The sequence below is a fragment of the Kribbella sp. WER1 genome (genome assembly GCF_054189145.1).
The window spans coordinates 473227-488685 of the sequence record NZ_CM135186.1 but is presented as its reverse complement, the minus strand read 5'-3'; the positions used below and the strand labels follow the sequence as shown (position 1 = coordinate 488685).

The following is a 15459-nucleotide window of genomic DNA, read 5'->3' as shown; positions in this document are numbered from 1 at the left end:
GGCGTCTGCCCTCAAATGATCGGGTTGTGGATAGTCACGAGCTTGCGGCCGTCCGGGAAGGTTGCTTCGACCTGGACGTCGTGGAGGAGTTCGGCGACGCCGGGCATCACCTGCTCGCGAGTGAGGACGGTCCGCCCCGACTCCATCAGGTCGGCGACGCGTGCGCCTTCGCGGGCGCGTTCGATGACCCAGGTGCTGAGCAGTGCGACGGCCTCGGGGTGGTTGAGCAGCACTCCCCGGGCCAGCCGGTCGCGAGCGACCATGCCGGCCACGGAGAGCAGCAGCTTCTCGACGTCGGCGGGGGTGAAGTTCATGACTGCAACGGTAGAACGTGGTCGGCGAGCTTGTCCGTGCTCAGGCAGAGGGAACAGACTGCGGCGTCGTGGGTGACGCAGGCGGTCATGTCTGGGCGTTCGTATTCGTGGCGGCACACGTGACACGTCAGGAGCTCGCCCGACGGGTTGCCGTGGTCGTCGTACATCGGGAGGTTGAGCCCGTCGTCGGCGCGGCGTAGGTAGTACTTTCCGCGGGTGGCGATGGCGAGGACCGGCGGCAGTACGACGGCGAGTCCGATCGCGACGAGTGGTGAGTACGGCTTGATCGCGGGTCCGAGGCCGCCGAAGAACACGATGATCGACACGCCCGCGGCCAGCGCCATCGACACGAAGCCGACCGGGTTCACGGCGTACAGCATGCCGCGGCGGAACTCCGGCGCCAGCGGCGACAGCTTGAGCAGGTACTTGTTGAACACGATGTCCGAGGCGACCACCACGATCCAGGCCATCCCGCAGTTCGCGTAGAACCCGAGGATCGTGTTCAGGAAGTCGAACATGTTCGCCTCCATCAGCACCAGCGCGATCACCAGGTTGAACCCGAGGAACACCAGCCGTCCGGGGTAGTGCCGGGTCAGCCGGGTGTACGAGTTCGTCCAGGCCAGCGAGCCGGAGTAGGCGTTGGTGACGTTGATCTTCACCTGGCTGATCACCACGAGTACGACGGCCAGCGTCATCGCCAGCCACCCGGGCAGGAACCCGCGGTAGATCTCGAGGAACTGGTGCACCGGCTGGTTCGCGATCGCGGTACCGCCGTCGACCTGGGCGATGATGTAGACCGCGAGGAACAGCCCGATCACCTGCTTGATCGCGCCGAAGATCACCCAGCCCGGCCCGGCGAGCAGCATCGCGGTCCACCACCGCCGCGAGTTCTCCGGCGTCTTCGGCGGCATGAACCGGAGATAGTCGATCTGCTCGGCGATCTGCGCGATCAGCGACAGGCAGACGCCCGCGGCGAGCAGCATCGACCCGAAGTCGGCGTCCGGACCGTACGAGAAGAACGTCGACACCGACGACGGGTGCGAGACGAGCAGGTAGCAGAACGGCAGCACCATGAGGATCAGCCAGAGTGGTGTGGTCCAGACCTGCAGCGTGGACAGCACCTTCATCCCGTAGATCACCAGCGGGAAGATCACCAGCGTGGACACGGCGTACCCGAGCCATAGCGGTACGTGCAGCCCGAGGTACAGGCCCTGCGCCATGATCGAGCCTTCGAGCGCGAAGAAGATGAACGTGAACGACGCGAAGATCACGTTGGTGACGACGGACCCGTAGTACCCGAAGCCGCTGCCGCGGGTGATCAGGTCGAGGTCGATGTTGTACCGGGCGGCGTAGTACGCCAGCGGCAGACCGCTCGCGAAGATCACGACGGCGAAGATCGCGATGCCCCAGAGCGCGTTCGTGGTCCCGTACGAGATCCCGATGTTCGCGCCGATCGCGAAGTCGGCGAGGTACGCGATGCCGCCGAGGGCGGAGACCGCGACGACGCCGGTCGACCATTTCCGGTAGCTGCGCGGAGCGAACCGGAGCGTGTAGTCCTCGAGCGTCTCGCGGGTCGCGGTGGTGGGAGCTGCGTGGGTGCGGTGGTCCAGCGTGGGTTCAACAGTCATGGCGGAACTCCTGCGGCACCTTCGGGCGGGCGGTGCTCCGGCGGGCCGGCGACGCTGCCGGCGGGGGATGCACCCGAATGGAAGGAACCTAGGAACGCCGTGTTACCGCGGTGTTGCCGAGCTGCTACGTTCGCGTATTTCCAGTTGGAAGTACTTCGCCAGATCCGCCTCGAGGTCCTGCTGGACGCCGCCGATCCGCTCGGCGACGGTGCCGCCGACGGGGGAGAGTGCCGCGACGATCCGGCGTTTGTCGTCCGGGTGGATGCGGCGCAGGACCAGCCCGCGTTCGACCAGCTTGTCGACGTGCCGGGTGAGGCTGGCGGCGGGCAGTACGGCGGACTCAGCCAGCAGCGACATCGGCCGGCCGGGCTCCTCGCGGAGCGCGGCCATGATCCGCCACTGCTCGATCGTCAGCCCGAACTCGTCGAGCAGCGGCTGCAGCCCGAGCTCGAGTTGTCGCTCGATCCGCTTCAGCAGGAGCAGCACGCCGGCCCCCTTCCAGGTTCAGGTGCTGGGAATATAGCCGGTTCACTCGAACATCCGCCTGCGGTTCGGTCAGACTGAACGGCGACCCGGAGGAGGTGGACGGTGCGGCGGACCGACGTACTGCCGATCGCCTTCGTCGTGCCGCAGCAGGGTCCGACCGGGATCTACGGGCCGTCCTGTCTGGCGTGTGGTCAGCTGGCCGTCGAGCAGTTGAACGCGGCGAACGGCATCGCCGGGCGAGCCGTCGAACTCGTCCAGGTGGACGCGGGCCGGGCGCCTGCTGTGGTCGCCGAAGAGGTCGGGCGGCTCGTCGACGCGGGACGAGTCGAGGCGGTGGCCGGCTGGCACATCTCGGCGGTCCGGGTCGCGCTGACGCGGCGGATCGGCGGGCAGGTGGTGTACGCGTTCGCCGCGATGCACGAGGGCGCCGACGACACGCCCGGCGTGTTCATGCTCGGCGAGCGGCCGGTGAACCAGTTGCTCCCGGCAACGCATTGGTTGCGTGAGCACCTCGGTGCCCGGCGTTGGGTTGTCGTCGGCAACGACTACGTGTACCCGCGTGTGACGGGCTCGGTGGCGCGAGAAGCCTTGCAGGGAACGGGTTCCGAGATCGTGCACTCGGCGTACGTGCCCCTCGGTACGTCGAACTTCCGGGACGTGATCGACGGGCTGCGGGCAACCGCTGCGGACGGCGTGATCATGCTGCTGATGGGGCAGGATGCGGTGCACTTCAACCGCCAGTTCGCGGCCGGTGGGTTGAGTGAGCGGATGGTCCGGCTGAGTCCCGCGGTCGAGGAGAACACGCTGCTCGGCGCCGGAGCGGGCGCGAACGACGGGGTCTATGCGGCCGCGGCGTACTTCGACGGGCTGCCGACGGTGGAGAGCAGCGAGTTCGCCCGGGGGTACTACGCCCGCTTCGGGCCGTACGCTCCGGCGCTCAACGCGGTCGGCGAATCCTGCTACGAGGCGATCCGCTTCCTCGCCCGGCTCGGCGAGATCAACGGATCCGTGGCAGTGTCGGCGGGGCTGCCGTCGGGGCACTTCTACGACAGCCCGCGCGGGCTGCTCCGCCTCGACGGGAACCTGGTCGACCAGGACGTGTACCTGGCGGTCGCGGACGGTCTGGAGTTCCGCGTCCAGGAGCAGATCGCCCACCTCAGCTAACCGTTGCGAGCCGTTCCTATGGTTAGGTGGAGTGCATGGACGAACGGTTCGGATGGGACGGACGAGAGATCGCCTGGGAACGGATCGGCAGGCCCGGGCGTTCGCGGCGCTGCTCGAGTACTGGGAGCTGGACCGGCCGCAGGTCGTCGCGCACGACTTCGGCGGCGCGGTCTCGTTGCGCGCGACGCTGGTCGAGAAGGCGGCGTACGCGTCGTTGATGCTCGTCGACGTGGTGGCGATCCCGCCGAGCGGGTCGGCGTTCTTCCGGTTCGTGAAGGAGCACCCGGAGACGTTTGGCGAGCTGCCGGCGTACATCCACGAGGCGATCCTGCGGGCGTACGTGAGCGCGGCGAGTCATCGCGGGCTGCGGGATGAGGAGCTGGCGGAGCTGCTCGGCCCCTGGTGCACGGACGTCGGGCAGTCGGCGTTCTACCGGCAGATCGCGCAGTACGACGAGGAGTTCCTGGTCACGAACGAGCGGCTGCTCGGCGAGCTGACGGTCCCGGTGCAGGTCGTGTGGGGACGCGACGACGCGTGGATCCCGACCGAGACCGGTCGCCGGCTCGCGGGGTTGATCCAGGGGGCGGCGTACGCCGAGATCCCGGACGCGGGACACCTGATCCAGTACGACGCACCGGTGGCGCTCGCGACCGCGCTGAGTGGGTGGCTCAGACTGCCGTCACGGTGACGGATGCGGTGCCGAGCGTCGGGTGGGTCGCGGTGAGGTCGATGCGGCCGGGCTCGTTCGCCCGCACCCACACCGCGACCGCGCCGCCGTTGGACTCCAGCGGGAAGCCGGCGTCGCCGACGAGCTGACCCGGTCCGTCGAGCTCGAAGGTCACGGTGCCGGTCGCGGGCAGGGGGTTGCCGTGGGCATCTGTTGCCTGTAGCACCACTCGCGTCAGGTCGGTGCCATCGGCCACGATCTCGGTGTCGTCGGCAACCAGTTGCAGCCGGTCGAGTGCGGGGGAGAAGCTGCTGCTGATCACCCGGTGCGTGTCGACGTACCCGTCGATCCGGAGCTCGCCCGGTCCGGGGTGGGGCAGGAAGGACGGCGGGTACGGCAGCCCGCCGAAGCGTTCGGTGTCGGGGTGTACCGTCGCCACCAGTTCGCCGTCCAGGAACACCTCGAGGGTCGAGCAGTTCGAGCAGATCATCAGCTCGTCCGGCGCGGAATCGTCCCAGTAGAAGGCGGGCGCGATCACCGGCCGTCGTGACGGCGGGACCTGCGACCGGTAGATTGCCGCGCCGAGCTTCGGGATCCGGAACGTGTCGGCGACGCCGTTGCACTTCAGGCGATGGTCGACCCAGCCGTTCTCGGAGTCGTAGTCGAACGCCTGCCAGGCGACCACGCCGAGGTACCGGTCGTCGACAGCCGCCTGCTGGTGCACCTGGGCGTGCAGGAACGCCTGCCGGGCCTGGACCTCCTGCGGATCGGTGCGCCGGTAGAAGTGCGGTCCGGCGAGTGAGCCGATCGCCTCGGTGACCAGGTACGGGATGTCCGGCAACGGTTCGAGCAGGGTCGCGCCGGTGTCGTCGTGGGCGTAGTCGTTGTACGCGAACACGTCCTGGTGGAACGCGTCCGTCGAGTACTCCCCGGCGACCATCGCGCCACTCGTCGCGCGGTCCGGGTCGAGCTCCTTCGCGGCCTTCTGGGTACGCAGGTACAGCTCCGGGTAGTTCGCGGACTCGTTGACGCGGACGCCCCAGACGACCACTGACGGGCGGTTGCGGTCGCGGCGGATCATCCGCTCGACGTCGGCGACCACCAGGTCCTGCCAGGCGGCGTCGCCGACGTACTGCCAGCCGGGGATCTCCTCGAACACCAGCAGCCCGAGCTCGTCGCAGGCGTCCAGGAACGCGGGGGACTGCGGGTAGTGGGCGCAGCGGACCATCGTGCAGTTCAGCTCGTTGCGGAGGATCTCGGCGTCGCGGCGCTGGACGCGATCGGGCATCGCCATGCCGGTCCACGGGAAGATCTGGTGCCGGTTCAGGCCGAACAGCTCGAGCCGGGTGCCGTTGAGGGAGAACCCGTCGACCTCGAAGCGCGCCTCGCGGAAGCCGATCCGGACGGTCCGTTGGCTGCCGTTGCCGAGCCGCGCGACGACGTCGTACAGCGTGGGGGAGTCGGGCGACCAGAGCTGTACGTCGAGGTCCCGCAGCGTCAGGTGAGTCCCGGATCCGGCGGCGATCACGCGTCCGCCGGGAGCCCGGAGCTCTACGCCGACCTGCTCGGGGTCGCCGTCGAGGGTGCAGGTCACTTCGAGGCGGCGGGCGGACGGGTCGAGGACGTCGAGCGGGCGGGCGTACACGTCGGAGATGAAGGTGGCCGGCTCGAACCGGACGTCGACGGAGCGCGAGATGCCGCCGGGCTGGTAGTAGTCGACGGCGCCGTGCCCGTCCGGGTGGCCGTTCGGCGGGATCGGCAGCCAGCGGGCGTCGACGACTACCTCGAGCAGGTTCGCGCCGGGCCGGACGAGCGCGGTCACCTCGTACGAATGCGCGAGGTATCCGCCCCCCTGCGATCCGGCCGGCTCGCCGTTCAGATAGACGGAGGCGGCATGCAGTGCGCCGTCCACGTCGACGAATACCCGCTGCGCGTCGGCCGGTACGTCGACCGAGCGCCGGTAGCACCAGAGGTCCTCCCAGGCGGCGGCGTCCCAGTCCCGCCACGACAGCGGTACGACGGTGTGCGGCAACGTCACGGCCTCGAACACGCTGTCGTCGGTCATCCGCCCGAACTGCCATTCGCCCATACGACGACCCTAAAGGCGGTGTGGTTCGAGCGCGATCTCGACGATGCGGACGCGGACCTGCGGCTCCTTCCCAGTCAACGCCACGATCGCGCTGCTGATCGCGTCATGCACGCCGGCACCCACGTCCGCCGCGCGATGGGTCGCAGCGGTCACGATCCGGGCGCCGATCTGGATCCGTCCATCGGGATGCACCTCGACGTCGATCCCCGCGATGTCAGGAACCGGCCGGCCGGACGCCCGCTCCCAGGCCTGCGCCGCAAGCTGCTTCAGCAAGCCGACCAGCCCCGGCTGCAAACGCACCACACCGGCCACCCCACGAGCCGCGACCGCCGCGACCTCCGCCAACGCCACCGCATCGGCGACGTCGTCCACGTCGTCCACGTCGTTCGCGTCGTCGAGGCCGTCCGGCGTCACCGCGGGTCCGTCCACACGTCGACCACCTCGAAGTCGAGGCTCTCGACGACGTACCCGATCTGGGCCTCCAGCGCGGTCGCGGCCCGTGCGCGAGCCGCCGCGAGCGCATCCACCTGCCCGGCGCCGAACTTCAGCGCGACCGTCATCGACACCCGGACCGTGTCGGGCCGGCCGTCGACCAGTTCGATCCGGCACTGCCGGGCGCGGATCCCGGGCACGGCGTCGACGGCGTACCGCAGGACGGCGGCCAGCGCCGGCACCGACAGCTCCACGTCCGCGGACCCGAGCGGGAGCGTCCGGCCGAGGTTCACGTCCGCGCGAACCGCGGTCATGATCCGGTCCAGCAGACCGGTCGGTACGTCGACCGGGTCGTCGATCAGCACGGCCGTCGCCGCGGCCAGCTGTTCCAGGCCGGCGCGGGCCGTCCGGCAGTGCGGGCACTCGGCCAGGTGCGCGCTCGGCGTACCGCTGTCGAGGTCCTCCCACACGTCCTCGACCGTCCGGCCACAGGCCAGCGGGTGCAGGTCGGTCACCTCCATGGCTTCATCACCTCCGCGAGCTCGGCGCGGGCTCTGGCTATCCGTCCGCGGACGGCGGTCGGCGTCGTACCGACCAGTTCGGCGATCTCCTGGTACGAGCGGCCGTGCACCTCACGCAGCAGCCAGCAGGCCCGTTGCTGCGGCGGCAACTGCCGGAGCGCCTGTGAGAGCGCATCCATCGCGGCGCTCGTGCCCGCCGTCCGGGCCGGGTCGGCGTCCGTCGCCGGATGGTGTTCGTCCAGGTCAACGGTAGGCCGGCGGCGCTGCAGCACGGTCAGGCACTTGTTCGTCGCGGTCCGGTAGAGCCAGCCGCCGAACGCCGCGTCGTTCTGGATCTCGGGCAGCCGGCGCCACGCCGTGACGAACGTTTCCTGCGTGATGTCCTCGGCCTCGCCGCTGGCGCCGTCGAGCATCCGCAGGCAGAGCGTGTAGATCCGGCGCTGGTACCGGCGCACGAGCAGCTCGAACGAGCCCGCGTCACGGTCGCGGGCGCGCGCGACCAGGGTCGCTTCGTCCAGCTCGATGAGCGCCGGACCGCCGCTCATCGCGGATCCAGGAGGTTCATGTTGTGAGGACGACACCGAAGGCACACCTGTCACGGTAACCTCCCGGATCGACGGCGTGAGACATGTCACTCTTGTCCGGCGCGTGACGAATCGCTGCGGGCTGTCGTCCAACCGTCGTACGGGCACAACCGCTGACCAGAAAGGCATCGTCCGATGACCGAGACCGTGACAGCCGGCAAGACCACCGCCCGCCGGGGCGCCGACCCGGCGCCGAAGGACATCGTTGCCGATGGCACCGGAACCGCCGGCGGGGCCGACGCCACCGGGAAGACCACGATCGCCGACATCGTGGTCTCGAAGATCGCCGGGATCGCGACCCGCGAGATCGAGGGCGTGCACGCGCTCGGCGGCGGCGCGGCCCGCGCGGTCGGACTGCTCCGCGAGCGGATCCCAGGTTCCCGGACCAACCTGTCCCAGGGCGTCTCGGTGGAGGTCGGCGAGAAGCAGGCGGCCGTCGACATCGAGCTGGTCGCCGAGTACGGCGTAAGCATCGCCGACCTCGCCGACGCGATCCGCCGGAACGTGATCGGCGCTGTCGAGCGGATGACCGGGCTCGAGGTCACCGAGGTGAACATCGCGGTCAGCGACGTGCACCTGGAAGGCGACGACGAGGACGACGACGACACCGCGGAAGCCCCGGCCGAGCGCCGGGTCCAGTAGTCACTACCCCGAATCCCTGAGGAGAGCACGTGAGCACGTCGACCATCGGTCTGTTCGCCGGTCTGCTGATCGCCATCGCCGCCGCGGCCGGCGGGTTTCCCGGCTTCCTGCTCGCGCTCGTCCTGGGCGCGGTCGGGCTCGTCGTCGGCCGCTTCCTGTCCGACGGGACGAAGGGCATCGACGACCTGATCTCGCGCCGTGGCCGTGGCTGACGCAGCCACCGTCGCGCCCGTGACAGAGCCGTCCTCGGTCGCGTACGGGGGTGATCGAGGGCGGCTCGAAATCGCTCAACGGGCGGTCGAACGGATCGCGGAGATCACCGCGCGGAGGCACGGCGGGGTGGTCCGGCGGGATGGCGTACTGGGCCGCGGGTTGCCGAAGGCGCGGGCGGTCGTCGCGGGACGTCGTACCCGGATCGAGCTGCAGGTGGCCGCCGCCTGGGGCCGCCCGCTGGCGGAGGTGGCCGCGGAGGTGCAGCAGGCCGTCACCGAAGACGTAGAACGCTTCACCGGCCTCGGCGTCGACCGAGTCGACGTAGACATCACAGCAGTCGAGGCCCGCCCCGCCGAGGATCATGCTCCGGCGGTGCGAGGGGCCGAGGAGCAGGGTGCCGGCGCGCGAGGGGCTGCGCGGCCGCGGGCCGCGGTGGGGGAGCGGGGCGTGTCCTCTGCCTTCTCCGCGGTGGCGGCGAGGGGGCCGGTGGCGGGGGCTGGGGTGTGGGGGTTTGGGGTTGTGGGGGCCTTGGTGTTGGTTGGAGTTGGGGTGGTGGGGGTTGCTGAGATGTTGCGGGCAACCGGGTTGTTGCGCGGGCAGGTGATTCCGGCGGACTGGTTCGGGCGGACCGTGGTGGTTGAGCCGGGAGACTGGATGCGGGTGGCGGGGATCGCGGCTGTTGTCGTGGGGCTTGTGGTGCTGGTGCTGGCGGTGAAGCCGCGGCGGCGCACGCATCTGCAGGTGGGTGACCTCGTGTGGATCCGGCCGGCGGCAGCCGCGCGGCTTGCGGCCGACAGTGCATCGCGGGTGGATTCGGTGACGGCCGCGTCGGTGGTCGCCAAGCGACGGCGCTTGCAGGCAACGGTGACCATGTTCGGGAGCCCGAAGCGCGTGCACGACGAGGTCCAGGCGACGATCGCCGACCGTCTCCGATCCGTCACCCCACAGCCCCGCGTACGCGTCGACCTGAGGGAGGAGTGACATGCGCCGCGGAATCATCGCCTTGGACCGTACGGTCGGCGTCCTGGTCGCCCTGATCCTGATCGCAGCCGGCGCACTCGCGCTCCTCTGGTGGCACGCCGGCACGCCGCACCGCCTAACAGTGCAAACCCCGCCGGACCACACCCAGGCATCATGGTGGCCGTGGGCAACAGGTGCCGCGGGCATCGTCATCGCGCTCATCGGCCTGTGGTGGCTCGCGGCACACCTGCCCCGCCGGGTGAACGGCCACTTCCACCTGTCCGACGACAAGCAGCACGGAGGCCTGTCCGCGGACGCGCATGCGGCAGTAGCAGCAGCGGCGACCGACCTCTCCGCGCTCCCGGAGATCCGCGACGCCTCCGGTCGAGTGGTCACCGACCGCGGCCAGCTGGTCGCCGAACTGCAGTGCACGATCGAGCCGAGCGCCGACCTGGACACGGTCACGGCAGCAGTCGCCGAAGCAGCAGCCGACCTCCACGAAGTACTCGGCCTCCCGCGGCTGCGGCACCGCGTACGCCTCCGCGTCGCCCGCAACGACAAGACCGCAGCACCCGCACGCGTCGTGTAATCACACCCCGAAGTTGGGGTGTGGACCCCATGGTTGCGCACGGCCCCGGCCACAAGACTTGACTCCTGAGTACGTCTGAGTACGCCGTCAGGGGAGGTCTGGTGAGTGTTGCGATTGGGCAAGGGGCGCCGATGCGGGCCGTGGACATAGCGGTACGGCTGCCGACGGTCACGGTGGCCGATCCGGTGGTCAAGGCGGTGCAGCTGATGGCGGTCGGCCGACTGCCCGGCCTGGTGGTGGTCGACCATGCGGGCCGTCCGGTCGCGGTGCTTCCGGGATCCCAGGTACTGCGGCTGAGCATCCCGGCGGCGTACCAGGACGACCCGATGCTGTCCCGGACCGTCGACGAGTCGTCGGCCGACGGGTTCTGGCGTGAGCTCGGCGGCCTGACGGTGGGCGACTGCCTCCCGCGTCCGGTGGCGCGGCCGTTGACGCTGACCGAGGACGCGACGCTGCTGGAGATCGCCGCCCTGATGGCGCGCGGCCGCAGCCCGCTGATCGCGGTGGTCAGTACGGATCGCGTCCTGACCGGCGTGATCACGCTGGACCGCCTGCTGACGAGCCTGGCGGTCGCCGGGCTCGAGGACCAGCCGCCGGGGTGAGCGTGAGGCCACTCGTCGCGTTGGTGATCTTCGGCCTGGCGTTCTTCTTCATCGCGACCGAGAAGGCCGACAAGGTCAAGGTGGTGCTGATCGGCGCCGCCGCGATGCTGGTCCTCGGGCTCGCGCCGGGCACCGAGGTGTTCTTCTCCGAGCATGCCGGGATCGACTGGAACGTGATCTTCCTGCTGCTCGGCATGATGGTCGTGATCGGGATCGTGAAGCAGACCGGGGTCTTCGACTACCTCGGCATCTGGGCCGCGAAACGGTCCCGTGGCCAGCCGTACCGGCTGATGGTGCTGTTGATGCTGATCACCGCGGTCGCGTCGCCGTTCCTGGACAACGTGACCACGATCATGCTGGTCGCACCGGTGACGATCGTGGTCTGCGAGCGGCTCCGGATCCGGCCGCAGCCGTACCTGATCGCGGAGGTACTGGCGTCCAACATCGGCGGTGCCGCGACCCTGATCGGGGATCCGCCGAACATCATCATCGGCAGTCGTGCCGGCCTGTCGTTCAACGACTTCCTGGTGCACATGACGCCGATCGTGGTGGTCGTGTTCGTGCTGTTCGTGGTGCTGTCGCGGTTCCTGTTCCGCAAGGACTTCCGGTTCAACCCGGAGCAGGTTGCGGCCGTGCTCGCGCTGCAGGAGCGGCGCGCGATCCGAGATCCGTGGCTGCTGGTGAAGTGCCTGATCGTCCTCGGGCTGATGGTGGCCGCGTTCTCGCTGCACTCGGTCCTGCACCTGGAGCCGTCGCTGGTCGCGCTGATCGGTGCCGGCGTGATGGTACTGGTGTCGAAGGCGGACGTCGGCGAGGTACTGCGGGAGGTCGAGTGGGCGACGCTGGTGTTCTTCATGGGCCTGTTCGTGATGGTGTCCGGACTCACCCACACCGGCGTGATCGAGGCGATCGGCGACTGGGCGGTGGCCGCGATCGGCGACCGGTACTTGCTGGCGGCAACCGCTCTGCTGTTCGGCTCCGGCGTCCTGGGCGCGTTCTTCGACAACATCCCGTACGTCGCCACGATGACGCCGGTGGTGGAGGGCGTGGTCGAGCAGGAGCCGCAGACCGGGAAGGCGTTGTGGTGGGCGTTCGCGCTCGGCGCCGACTTCGGCGGCAACGGTACGGCGGTGGCGGCGAGCGCGAACGTGGTTGCCCTCGGCATCGCGTCGCGCAGCGGGCACCACATCACGTTCTGGCAGTTCACCCGGTACGGCGTGGTCGTGACCGCGCTGAGCATCGGACTGGCCTGGGTGTACGTGTGGCTGCGCTACTTCGTCTGACCGCCGACCGAGCGGAGCGCGTACGGCGTGAGCGCGATCTCCACGCTGCCGACGTGCACCGCGACCACCCGGACACCCGGTACGTCGACCGCGAGTTCGAGGGTCGACGGCAGGTCCGCGAGGGCGGTGACGTCGTGGCGGGCGACGGTCCGGATCAGTGCCCGCTCGAGCTCGTCGAGGGCGAGGTCGAGCGGGCGCGGCGTGTGCTCGACGGCGGCGGCCGGATCGGTGATCGCGAGCCGGACATCGGCGGCGACCCGGACCTCGACGCCTTCGCGGCTGCGGGTACCGACCGCGAGCGGGTACCGGGTGGATGCCTTCGGCAACCAGACGTACTGCTCGACCAACGGCAGCCGGACGGCGGGTCCGGAGCTGATCACCCGCTCGGCGCGGCCGGCCCGCAGTACGACCAGCAGGCGGTCGCGGGGGACCAGCCGGGGTTCGACGGCGGCCACGGCCGCGAGAACGACGAGTGCGACGAGAATCGCCGACGGTGTGAACAGCATGCTGCCTCCCGGAGCCGTGTGGTTGCGGCGAGGCGGCCCCCGTCAGCACGCCTCGCCGCAGCTCCAGTCTGCTCGGCCGCCGAGGGCGGCGGTATGAGTGCTGGCACCCACTTTTGGCTGTCTGCATGGACTTCGCGGACGTACGTAGTGGAAGGTGGAGAGGTGAACGGAATGCCTTTGTACTGGCGGGTCTGCCTGATCAACGGGCTGGTGTTCGTGGTCGGCACCGCCGCGCTGGCACTGGCTCCGGTCACGGTGTCCGCGACCGTGCTGGAGTCGGAGGCGGTCGTCTTGGTGCTCGGCCTGATCGGCATCGTGGTGCTGAACTCGATCCTGCTGCGGACCAGTCTCGCCCCGCTGGACCGGCTGGCGCGGCTGATGGACGCGGTCGACCTGCAGCGCCCCGGCCAACGGTTGCCGGAGTCCCGCAACAGCGCGGTCGAGCATCTCGTCCACGGTTTCAACGCGATGCTCGAACGCTTGGAGCTGGAGCGCGGCCGGAGCAACGCGATGGCGCTCGAGGCGCAGGAGGCGGAGCGGCACCGGATCGCGCGCGAGCTGCACGACGAGATCGGCCAGGGGCTGACCGCCGTATTGCTCGGGCTGAAGCAGTTGTCGTCGAACGTGCCGCCGGCCGCGCAGCAGGACCTGCTGGAGGTCCAGGAAACGGCGCGGGCGACGCTGGACGAGGTGCGGAGCGTGGCGCGGCGGCTGCGGCCCGGCGTACTGGAGGATCTCGGGCTGCAGAGTGCGCTGGCGGCGCTCGCGACCGAGTTCTCGGCGCACGGTCTGCGGGTACGGCGGGTCACGTCGCCCGGGCTGCCGGAGCTGGGGGCCGACCGGGAGCTGGTGATCTACCGCGTCGCGCAGGAGGCGTTGACGAACGCGGCCCGGCATTCGCAGGCGGCCGACGTGCGGCTGTCGCTGCAGCGGCAGGGTGAGGCGATCGTGTTGCAGGTCGACGACGATGGGACGGGGATGCGGGGAGCCGAGGAAGGGACCGGGATCCGCGGGATGCGGGAGCGGGCGCTGCTGATCGGGGCCGAGCTGACGGTCGGCCCGGGGAAGTCGGGTACGTCGGTACGCCTGGCCGTCCCGTTGGAGCGGCGATGATCAGGATCCTGCTCGCGGACGACCACGCGCTGGTACGGCGCGGCGTACGGCTGATCCTGGACAGCGAGCCGGATCTGCAGGTGGTGGCCGAGGCGGGCGACGGGGCGGAGGCGCTGCAGGCGTTCCGGGACACTCCGGTCGATCTCGCCGTACTGGATGTCGCGATGCCGCGGATGACCGGGCTGCAGGCGGCGCGGGAGCTGTCCCGCCGTCGGGATCCACCGAAGATGCTGATGCTGTCGATGTACGACAACGAGCAGTACTTCTTCGCCGCGCTGAAGGCCGGGGCGAGCGGTTACGTGCTGAAGTCGGTCGCCGACCGGGACCTCGTCGACGCGTGCCGGGCCGCGGGGCGGGGCGAGTCGTTCCTGTACCCGGGCGTGATGAGCACGCTGGTCCGCGACTACGTGGACCGCGTCCGCCGGGGTGAACGGGTGCCCGGGCAGGTACTGACCGCACGCGAGGACGAGGTCGTGAAGCTGATCGCCGAGGGATACCCGTCCAAGGAGATTGCCAGATTGTTGACAATCAGCCAGAAGACGGTCGAACGGCACCGGGCCAACATCCTGCAGAAGCTCGGCATGCGCGACCGGACCGAGCTGACCCGGTACGCGATCCGCGCCGGGCTCATCGAGCCCTGACCCGCAGGCTCAGGTAGCACAGGCCGGCCAGCGGGACCGGCGCCCAGAACTGGAGCAGCCGCCAGGACAGCACCGCGAGGACGGCTGCCTCTCCGGGGACGCCGAAGCCGAGCAGGCTGGAGATCGCGATCCCCTCGACGACCGCGATTCCGCCCGGGGTGAGCGGGACGACCGCGGCGAGGTTCGCGGCGCAGTACGCGAGCAGGACCGGCACCGGATTGATCGGGGTGTGGTACGCGGCCACGAAGATCCACAGCACGGTGGCGTCCAGGATCCAGTTCAGGGTCGCCCAGAGCAGGAACGCCTTGCGGACCTCGGGGTCGGCGAGCACCTCGCGGAGCCGGAGCGCGACGGTCGAGATCCAGGTCCCGGCGCGCTCGGGGAGACGATGGGCGATCGCGCGCAGGAGGCGGGCGGAGAGCCGCTCGAGCCGGGACCTCTCGCGGACGGCGAGCAGCCCCAGCGCGAGCGCGACTAGCCCGACGAGGAAGAACGTCAGGTACGCCGGGGTCTCGTCGCGGAGGACGACCCCGGGGATCGTCGCCAGCCAGGCGACCAGGACCAGCGCGAGCGGCGACCCGATCGCCTCGGCGGTGACCGTCGCGGTGACGTCGGCCGGCTTCGCGCCGCCGCTGACCAGCAGCCGGAACCGGACGGCGGTGGCGGTGGCCGCGCCGCCGGGCACGACGTGACTCACGCCGTAGCCGGTCAGGTCCGAGCGCAGGATCCAGGAGAAGCGGACCGGGCTGCCGGACAGCAGCGCGCGGCTGAAGAGCGAGTAGCAGACCAGCGAGGCGGCTTCGAGGGTGACCGCGCTGATCAGCCAGAGCGCGTTCAGCCGGGCGACCCGCTCGAGTGACTCGCGGGCGACCGAGAGTTTCGGGAGGACGACGTACTCGACGATCGCGACCAGGACGACGAGCGAGACCGCGGACCAGACCCGGCGGTACCACGCCGGACGGCTCCTGGTCGGTGTGGCCATGGGTCGCTCCCTCCCGGTCTCCAGTGTGCACGGCGCCGCTTTC

19 protein-coding genes are annotated in these 15459 nt (G+C 70.0%); 10 read left to right on the top strand and 9 right to left on the bottom strand.

Going from position 1 to position 15459, the window contains the following annotated elements; genetic code table 11:
* Positions 1–11: 11 nt before the first annotated feature.
* The 3 genes from ACXJJ3_RS02410 to ACXJJ3_RS02400 form a co-directional block, all read right to left on the bottom strand.
* Complete coding sequence (locus ACXJJ3_RS02410) at positions 12–314, bottom strand: urease subunit gamma (RefSeq protein WP_458168202.1); 303 nt, start codon at positions 312–314, stop codon at positions 12–14.
* Entirely contained in the window at positions 311–1942 is a 1632-nt protein-coding gene (locus ACXJJ3_RS02405) for a purine-cytosine permease family protein (RefSeq protein ID WP_458168201.1), read from the bottom strand. Before ACXJJ3_RS02405 ends, ACXJJ3_RS02410 begins: the two co-directional genes overlap by 4 nt.
* A 102-nt stretch (positions 1943–2044) precedes the next feature.
* Entirely contained in the window at positions 2045–2428 is a 384-nt protein-coding gene (locus tag ACXJJ3_RS02400; RefSeq protein ID WP_458168200.1) for a MarR family winged helix-turn-helix transcriptional regulator, read from the bottom strand.
* 102 nt (positions 2429–2530) lie between these two features.
* On the opposite strand from ACXJJ3_RS02400, the gene ACXJJ3_RS02395 reads away from it, so the two are divergent.
* Positions 2531–3592, top strand: coding sequence for a substrate-binding domain-containing protein (locus tag ACXJJ3_RS02395; RefSeq protein ID WP_458168199.1), 1062 nt, complete (start codon positions 2531–2533; stop codon positions 3590–3592).
* Between the two features lie 52 nt (positions 3593–3644).
* Positions 3645–4280, top strand: coding sequence for an alpha/beta fold hydrolase (locus ACXJJ3_RS02390; protein WP_458168197.1), 636 nt, complete (start codon positions 3645–3647; stop codon positions 4278–4280).
* Here ACXJJ3_RS02390 and ACXJJ3_RS02385 read toward each other — a convergent pair.
* The 4 genes from ACXJJ3_RS02385 to ACXJJ3_RS02370 are packed head-to-tail and all read right to left on the bottom strand — an operon-like array spanning position 4261 to position 7846.
* A complete protein-coding gene (locus ACXJJ3_RS02385) occupies positions 4261–6348 on the bottom strand; it encodes a glycoside hydrolase family 2 protein (protein WP_458168196.1) in 2088 nt (695 codons plus the stop codon). The genes ACXJJ3_RS02390 and ACXJJ3_RS02385 overlap by 20 nt on opposite strands.
* A gap of 9 nt (positions 6349–6357) precedes the next feature.
* Positions 6358–6777, bottom strand: a complete 420-nt coding sequence (locus tag ACXJJ3_RS02380; RefSeq protein WP_458168195.1) for a hypothetical protein — start codon at positions 6775–6777, stop codon at positions 6358–6360.
* On the bottom strand, positions 6759–7301 hold the full coding sequence (locus ACXJJ3_RS02375) for a hypothetical protein (RefSeq protein WP_458168194.1): 543 nt from the start codon (positions 7299–7301) through the stop codon (positions 6759–6761). The genes ACXJJ3_RS02380 and ACXJJ3_RS02375 overlap by 19 nt, the downstream gene beginning before the upstream one ends.
* A complete protein-coding gene (locus ACXJJ3_RS02370; protein WP_458168193.1) occupies positions 7292–7846 on the bottom strand; it encodes an RNA polymerase sigma factor in 555 nt (184 codons plus the stop codon). Before ACXJJ3_RS02370 ends, ACXJJ3_RS02375 begins: the two co-directional genes overlap by 10 nt.
* 174 nt (positions 7847–8020) lie before the next feature.
* Between ACXJJ3_RS02370 and ACXJJ3_RS02365 the strand changes: the two genes are divergently transcribed.
* The 6 genes from ACXJJ3_RS02365 (at position 8021) to ACXJJ3_RS02340 (ending at position 12174) form a co-directional block, all read left to right on the top strand.
* Entirely contained in the window at positions 8021–8527 is a 507-nt protein-coding gene (locus tag ACXJJ3_RS02365; protein WP_458168192.1) for an Asp23/Gls24 family envelope stress response protein, read from the top strand.
* Positions 8528–8556: 29 nt separating this feature from the next.
* Positions 8557–8739 carry a hypothetical protein gene (locus tag ACXJJ3_RS02360; protein ID WP_209695774.1) on the top strand — a complete coding sequence of 61 codons (183 nt, stop codon included), beginning with the start codon at positions 8557–8559 and terminating at the stop codon, positions 8737–8739.
* A 19-nt stretch (positions 8740–8758) separates the two neighbouring features.
* Complete coding sequence (locus tag ACXJJ3_RS02355) at positions 8759–9721, top strand: Asp23/Gls24 family envelope stress response protein (protein ID WP_458168190.1); 963 nt, start codon at positions 8759–8761, stop codon at positions 9719–9721.
* Between the two features lies 1 nt (position 9722).
* Positions 9723–10289 carry a hypothetical protein gene (locus ACXJJ3_RS02350; protein ID WP_458168189.1) on the top strand — a complete coding sequence of 189 codons (567 nt, stop codon included), beginning with the start codon at positions 9723–9725 and terminating at the stop codon, positions 10287–10289.
* Positions 10290–10390: 101 nt separating this feature from the next.
* Entirely contained in the window at positions 10391–10891 is a 501-nt protein-coding gene (locus ACXJJ3_RS02345) for a CBS domain-containing protein (protein WP_458168188.1), read from the top strand.
* A complete protein-coding gene (locus ACXJJ3_RS02340) occupies positions 10888–12174 on the top strand; it encodes an SLC13 family permease (RefSeq protein WP_458168187.1) in 1287 nt (428 codons plus the stop codon). The genes ACXJJ3_RS02345 and ACXJJ3_RS02340 overlap by 4 nt, the downstream gene beginning before the upstream one ends.
* On the opposite strand, the gene ACXJJ3_RS02335 is transcribed toward ACXJJ3_RS02340, so the two are convergent.
* Complete coding sequence (locus ACXJJ3_RS02335) at positions 12162–12680, bottom strand: SPFH domain-containing protein (protein WP_458168186.1); 519 nt, start codon at positions 12678–12680, stop codon at positions 12162–12164. The genes ACXJJ3_RS02340 and ACXJJ3_RS02335 overlap by 13 nt on opposite strands.
* A 171-nt stretch (positions 12681–12851) precedes the next feature.
* Between ACXJJ3_RS02335 and ACXJJ3_RS02330 the strand changes: the two genes are divergently transcribed.
* Positions 12852–13793 carry a histidine kinase gene (locus tag ACXJJ3_RS02330; protein WP_458168185.1) on the top strand — a complete coding sequence of 314 codons (942 nt, stop codon included), beginning with the start codon at positions 12852–12854 and terminating at the stop codon, positions 13791–13793.
* Positions 13790–14434 (top strand): response regulator, encoded by a 645-nt coding sequence (locus tag ACXJJ3_RS02325; protein WP_458168184.1) that lies wholly within the window; start codon positions 13790–13792, stop codon positions 14432–14434. Before ACXJJ3_RS02330 ends, ACXJJ3_RS02325 begins: the two co-directional genes overlap by 4 nt.
* Here the strand turns inward: ACXJJ3_RS02325 and ACXJJ3_RS02320 are convergent.
* Complete coding sequence (locus ACXJJ3_RS02320) at positions 14421–15416, bottom strand: lysylphosphatidylglycerol synthase transmembrane domain-containing protein (RefSeq protein ID WP_458168183.1); 996 nt, start codon at positions 15414–15416, stop codon at positions 14421–14423. The genes ACXJJ3_RS02325 and ACXJJ3_RS02320 overlap by 14 nt on opposite strands.
* Positions 15417–15459: the final 43 nt, after the last annotated feature.

What these genes read in the sequence shown, in the direction of transcription:
- ACXJJ3_RS02410 (WP_458168202.1), bottom strand. Translation starts at nt 314, where the DNA reads ATGAACTTCACCCCCGCCGACGTCGAGAAGCTGCTGCTCTCCGTGGCC.
- ACXJJ3_RS02405 (WP_458168201.1), bottom strand. Translation starts at nt 1,942, where the DNA reads ATGACTGTTGAACCCACGCTGGACCACCGCACCCACGCAGCTCCCACC.
- ACXJJ3_RS02390 (WP_458168197.1), top strand. Translation starts at nt 3,645, where the DNA reads ATGGGACGGACGAGAGATCGCCTGGGAACGGATCGGCAGGCCCGGGCG.
- ACXJJ3_RS02385 (WP_458168196.1), bottom strand. Translation starts at nt 6,348, where the DNA reads ATGGGCGAATGGCAGTTCGGGCGGATGACCGACGACAGCGTGTTCGAG.
- ACXJJ3_RS02375 (WP_458168194.1), bottom strand. Translation starts at nt 7,301, where the DNA reads ATGGAGGTGACCGACCTGCACCCGCTGGCCTGTGGCCGGACGGTCGAG.
- ACXJJ3_RS02370 (WP_458168193.1), bottom strand. Translation starts at nt 7,846, where the DNA reads ATGAGCGGCGGTCCGGCGCTCATCGAGCTGGACGAAGCGACCCTGGTC.
- ACXJJ3_RS02365 (WP_458168192.1), top strand. Translation starts at nt 8,021, where the DNA reads ATGACCGAGACCGTGACAGCCGGCAAGACCACCGCCCGCCGGGGCGCC.
- ACXJJ3_RS02350 (WP_458168189.1), top strand. Translation starts at nt 9,723, where the DNA reads ATGCGCCGCGGAATCATCGCCTTGGACCGTACGGTCGGCGTCCTGGTC.
- ACXJJ3_RS02335 (WP_458168186.1), bottom strand. Translation starts at nt 12,680, where the DNA reads ATGCTGTTCACACCGTCGGCGATTCTCGTCGCACTCGTCGTTCTCGCG.
- ACXJJ3_RS02330 (WP_458168185.1), top strand. Translation starts at nt 12,852, where the DNA reads ATGCCTTTGTACTGGCGGGTCTGCCTGATCAACGGGCTGGTGTTCGTG.
- ACXJJ3_RS02325 (WP_458168184.1), top strand. Translation starts at nt 13,790, where the DNA reads ATGATCAGGATCCTGCTCGCGGACGACCACGCGCTGGTACGGCGCGGC.
- ACXJJ3_RS02320 (WP_458168183.1), bottom strand. Translation starts at nt 15,416, where the DNA reads ATGGCCACACCGACCAGGAGCCGTCCGGCGTGGTACCGCCGGGTCTGG.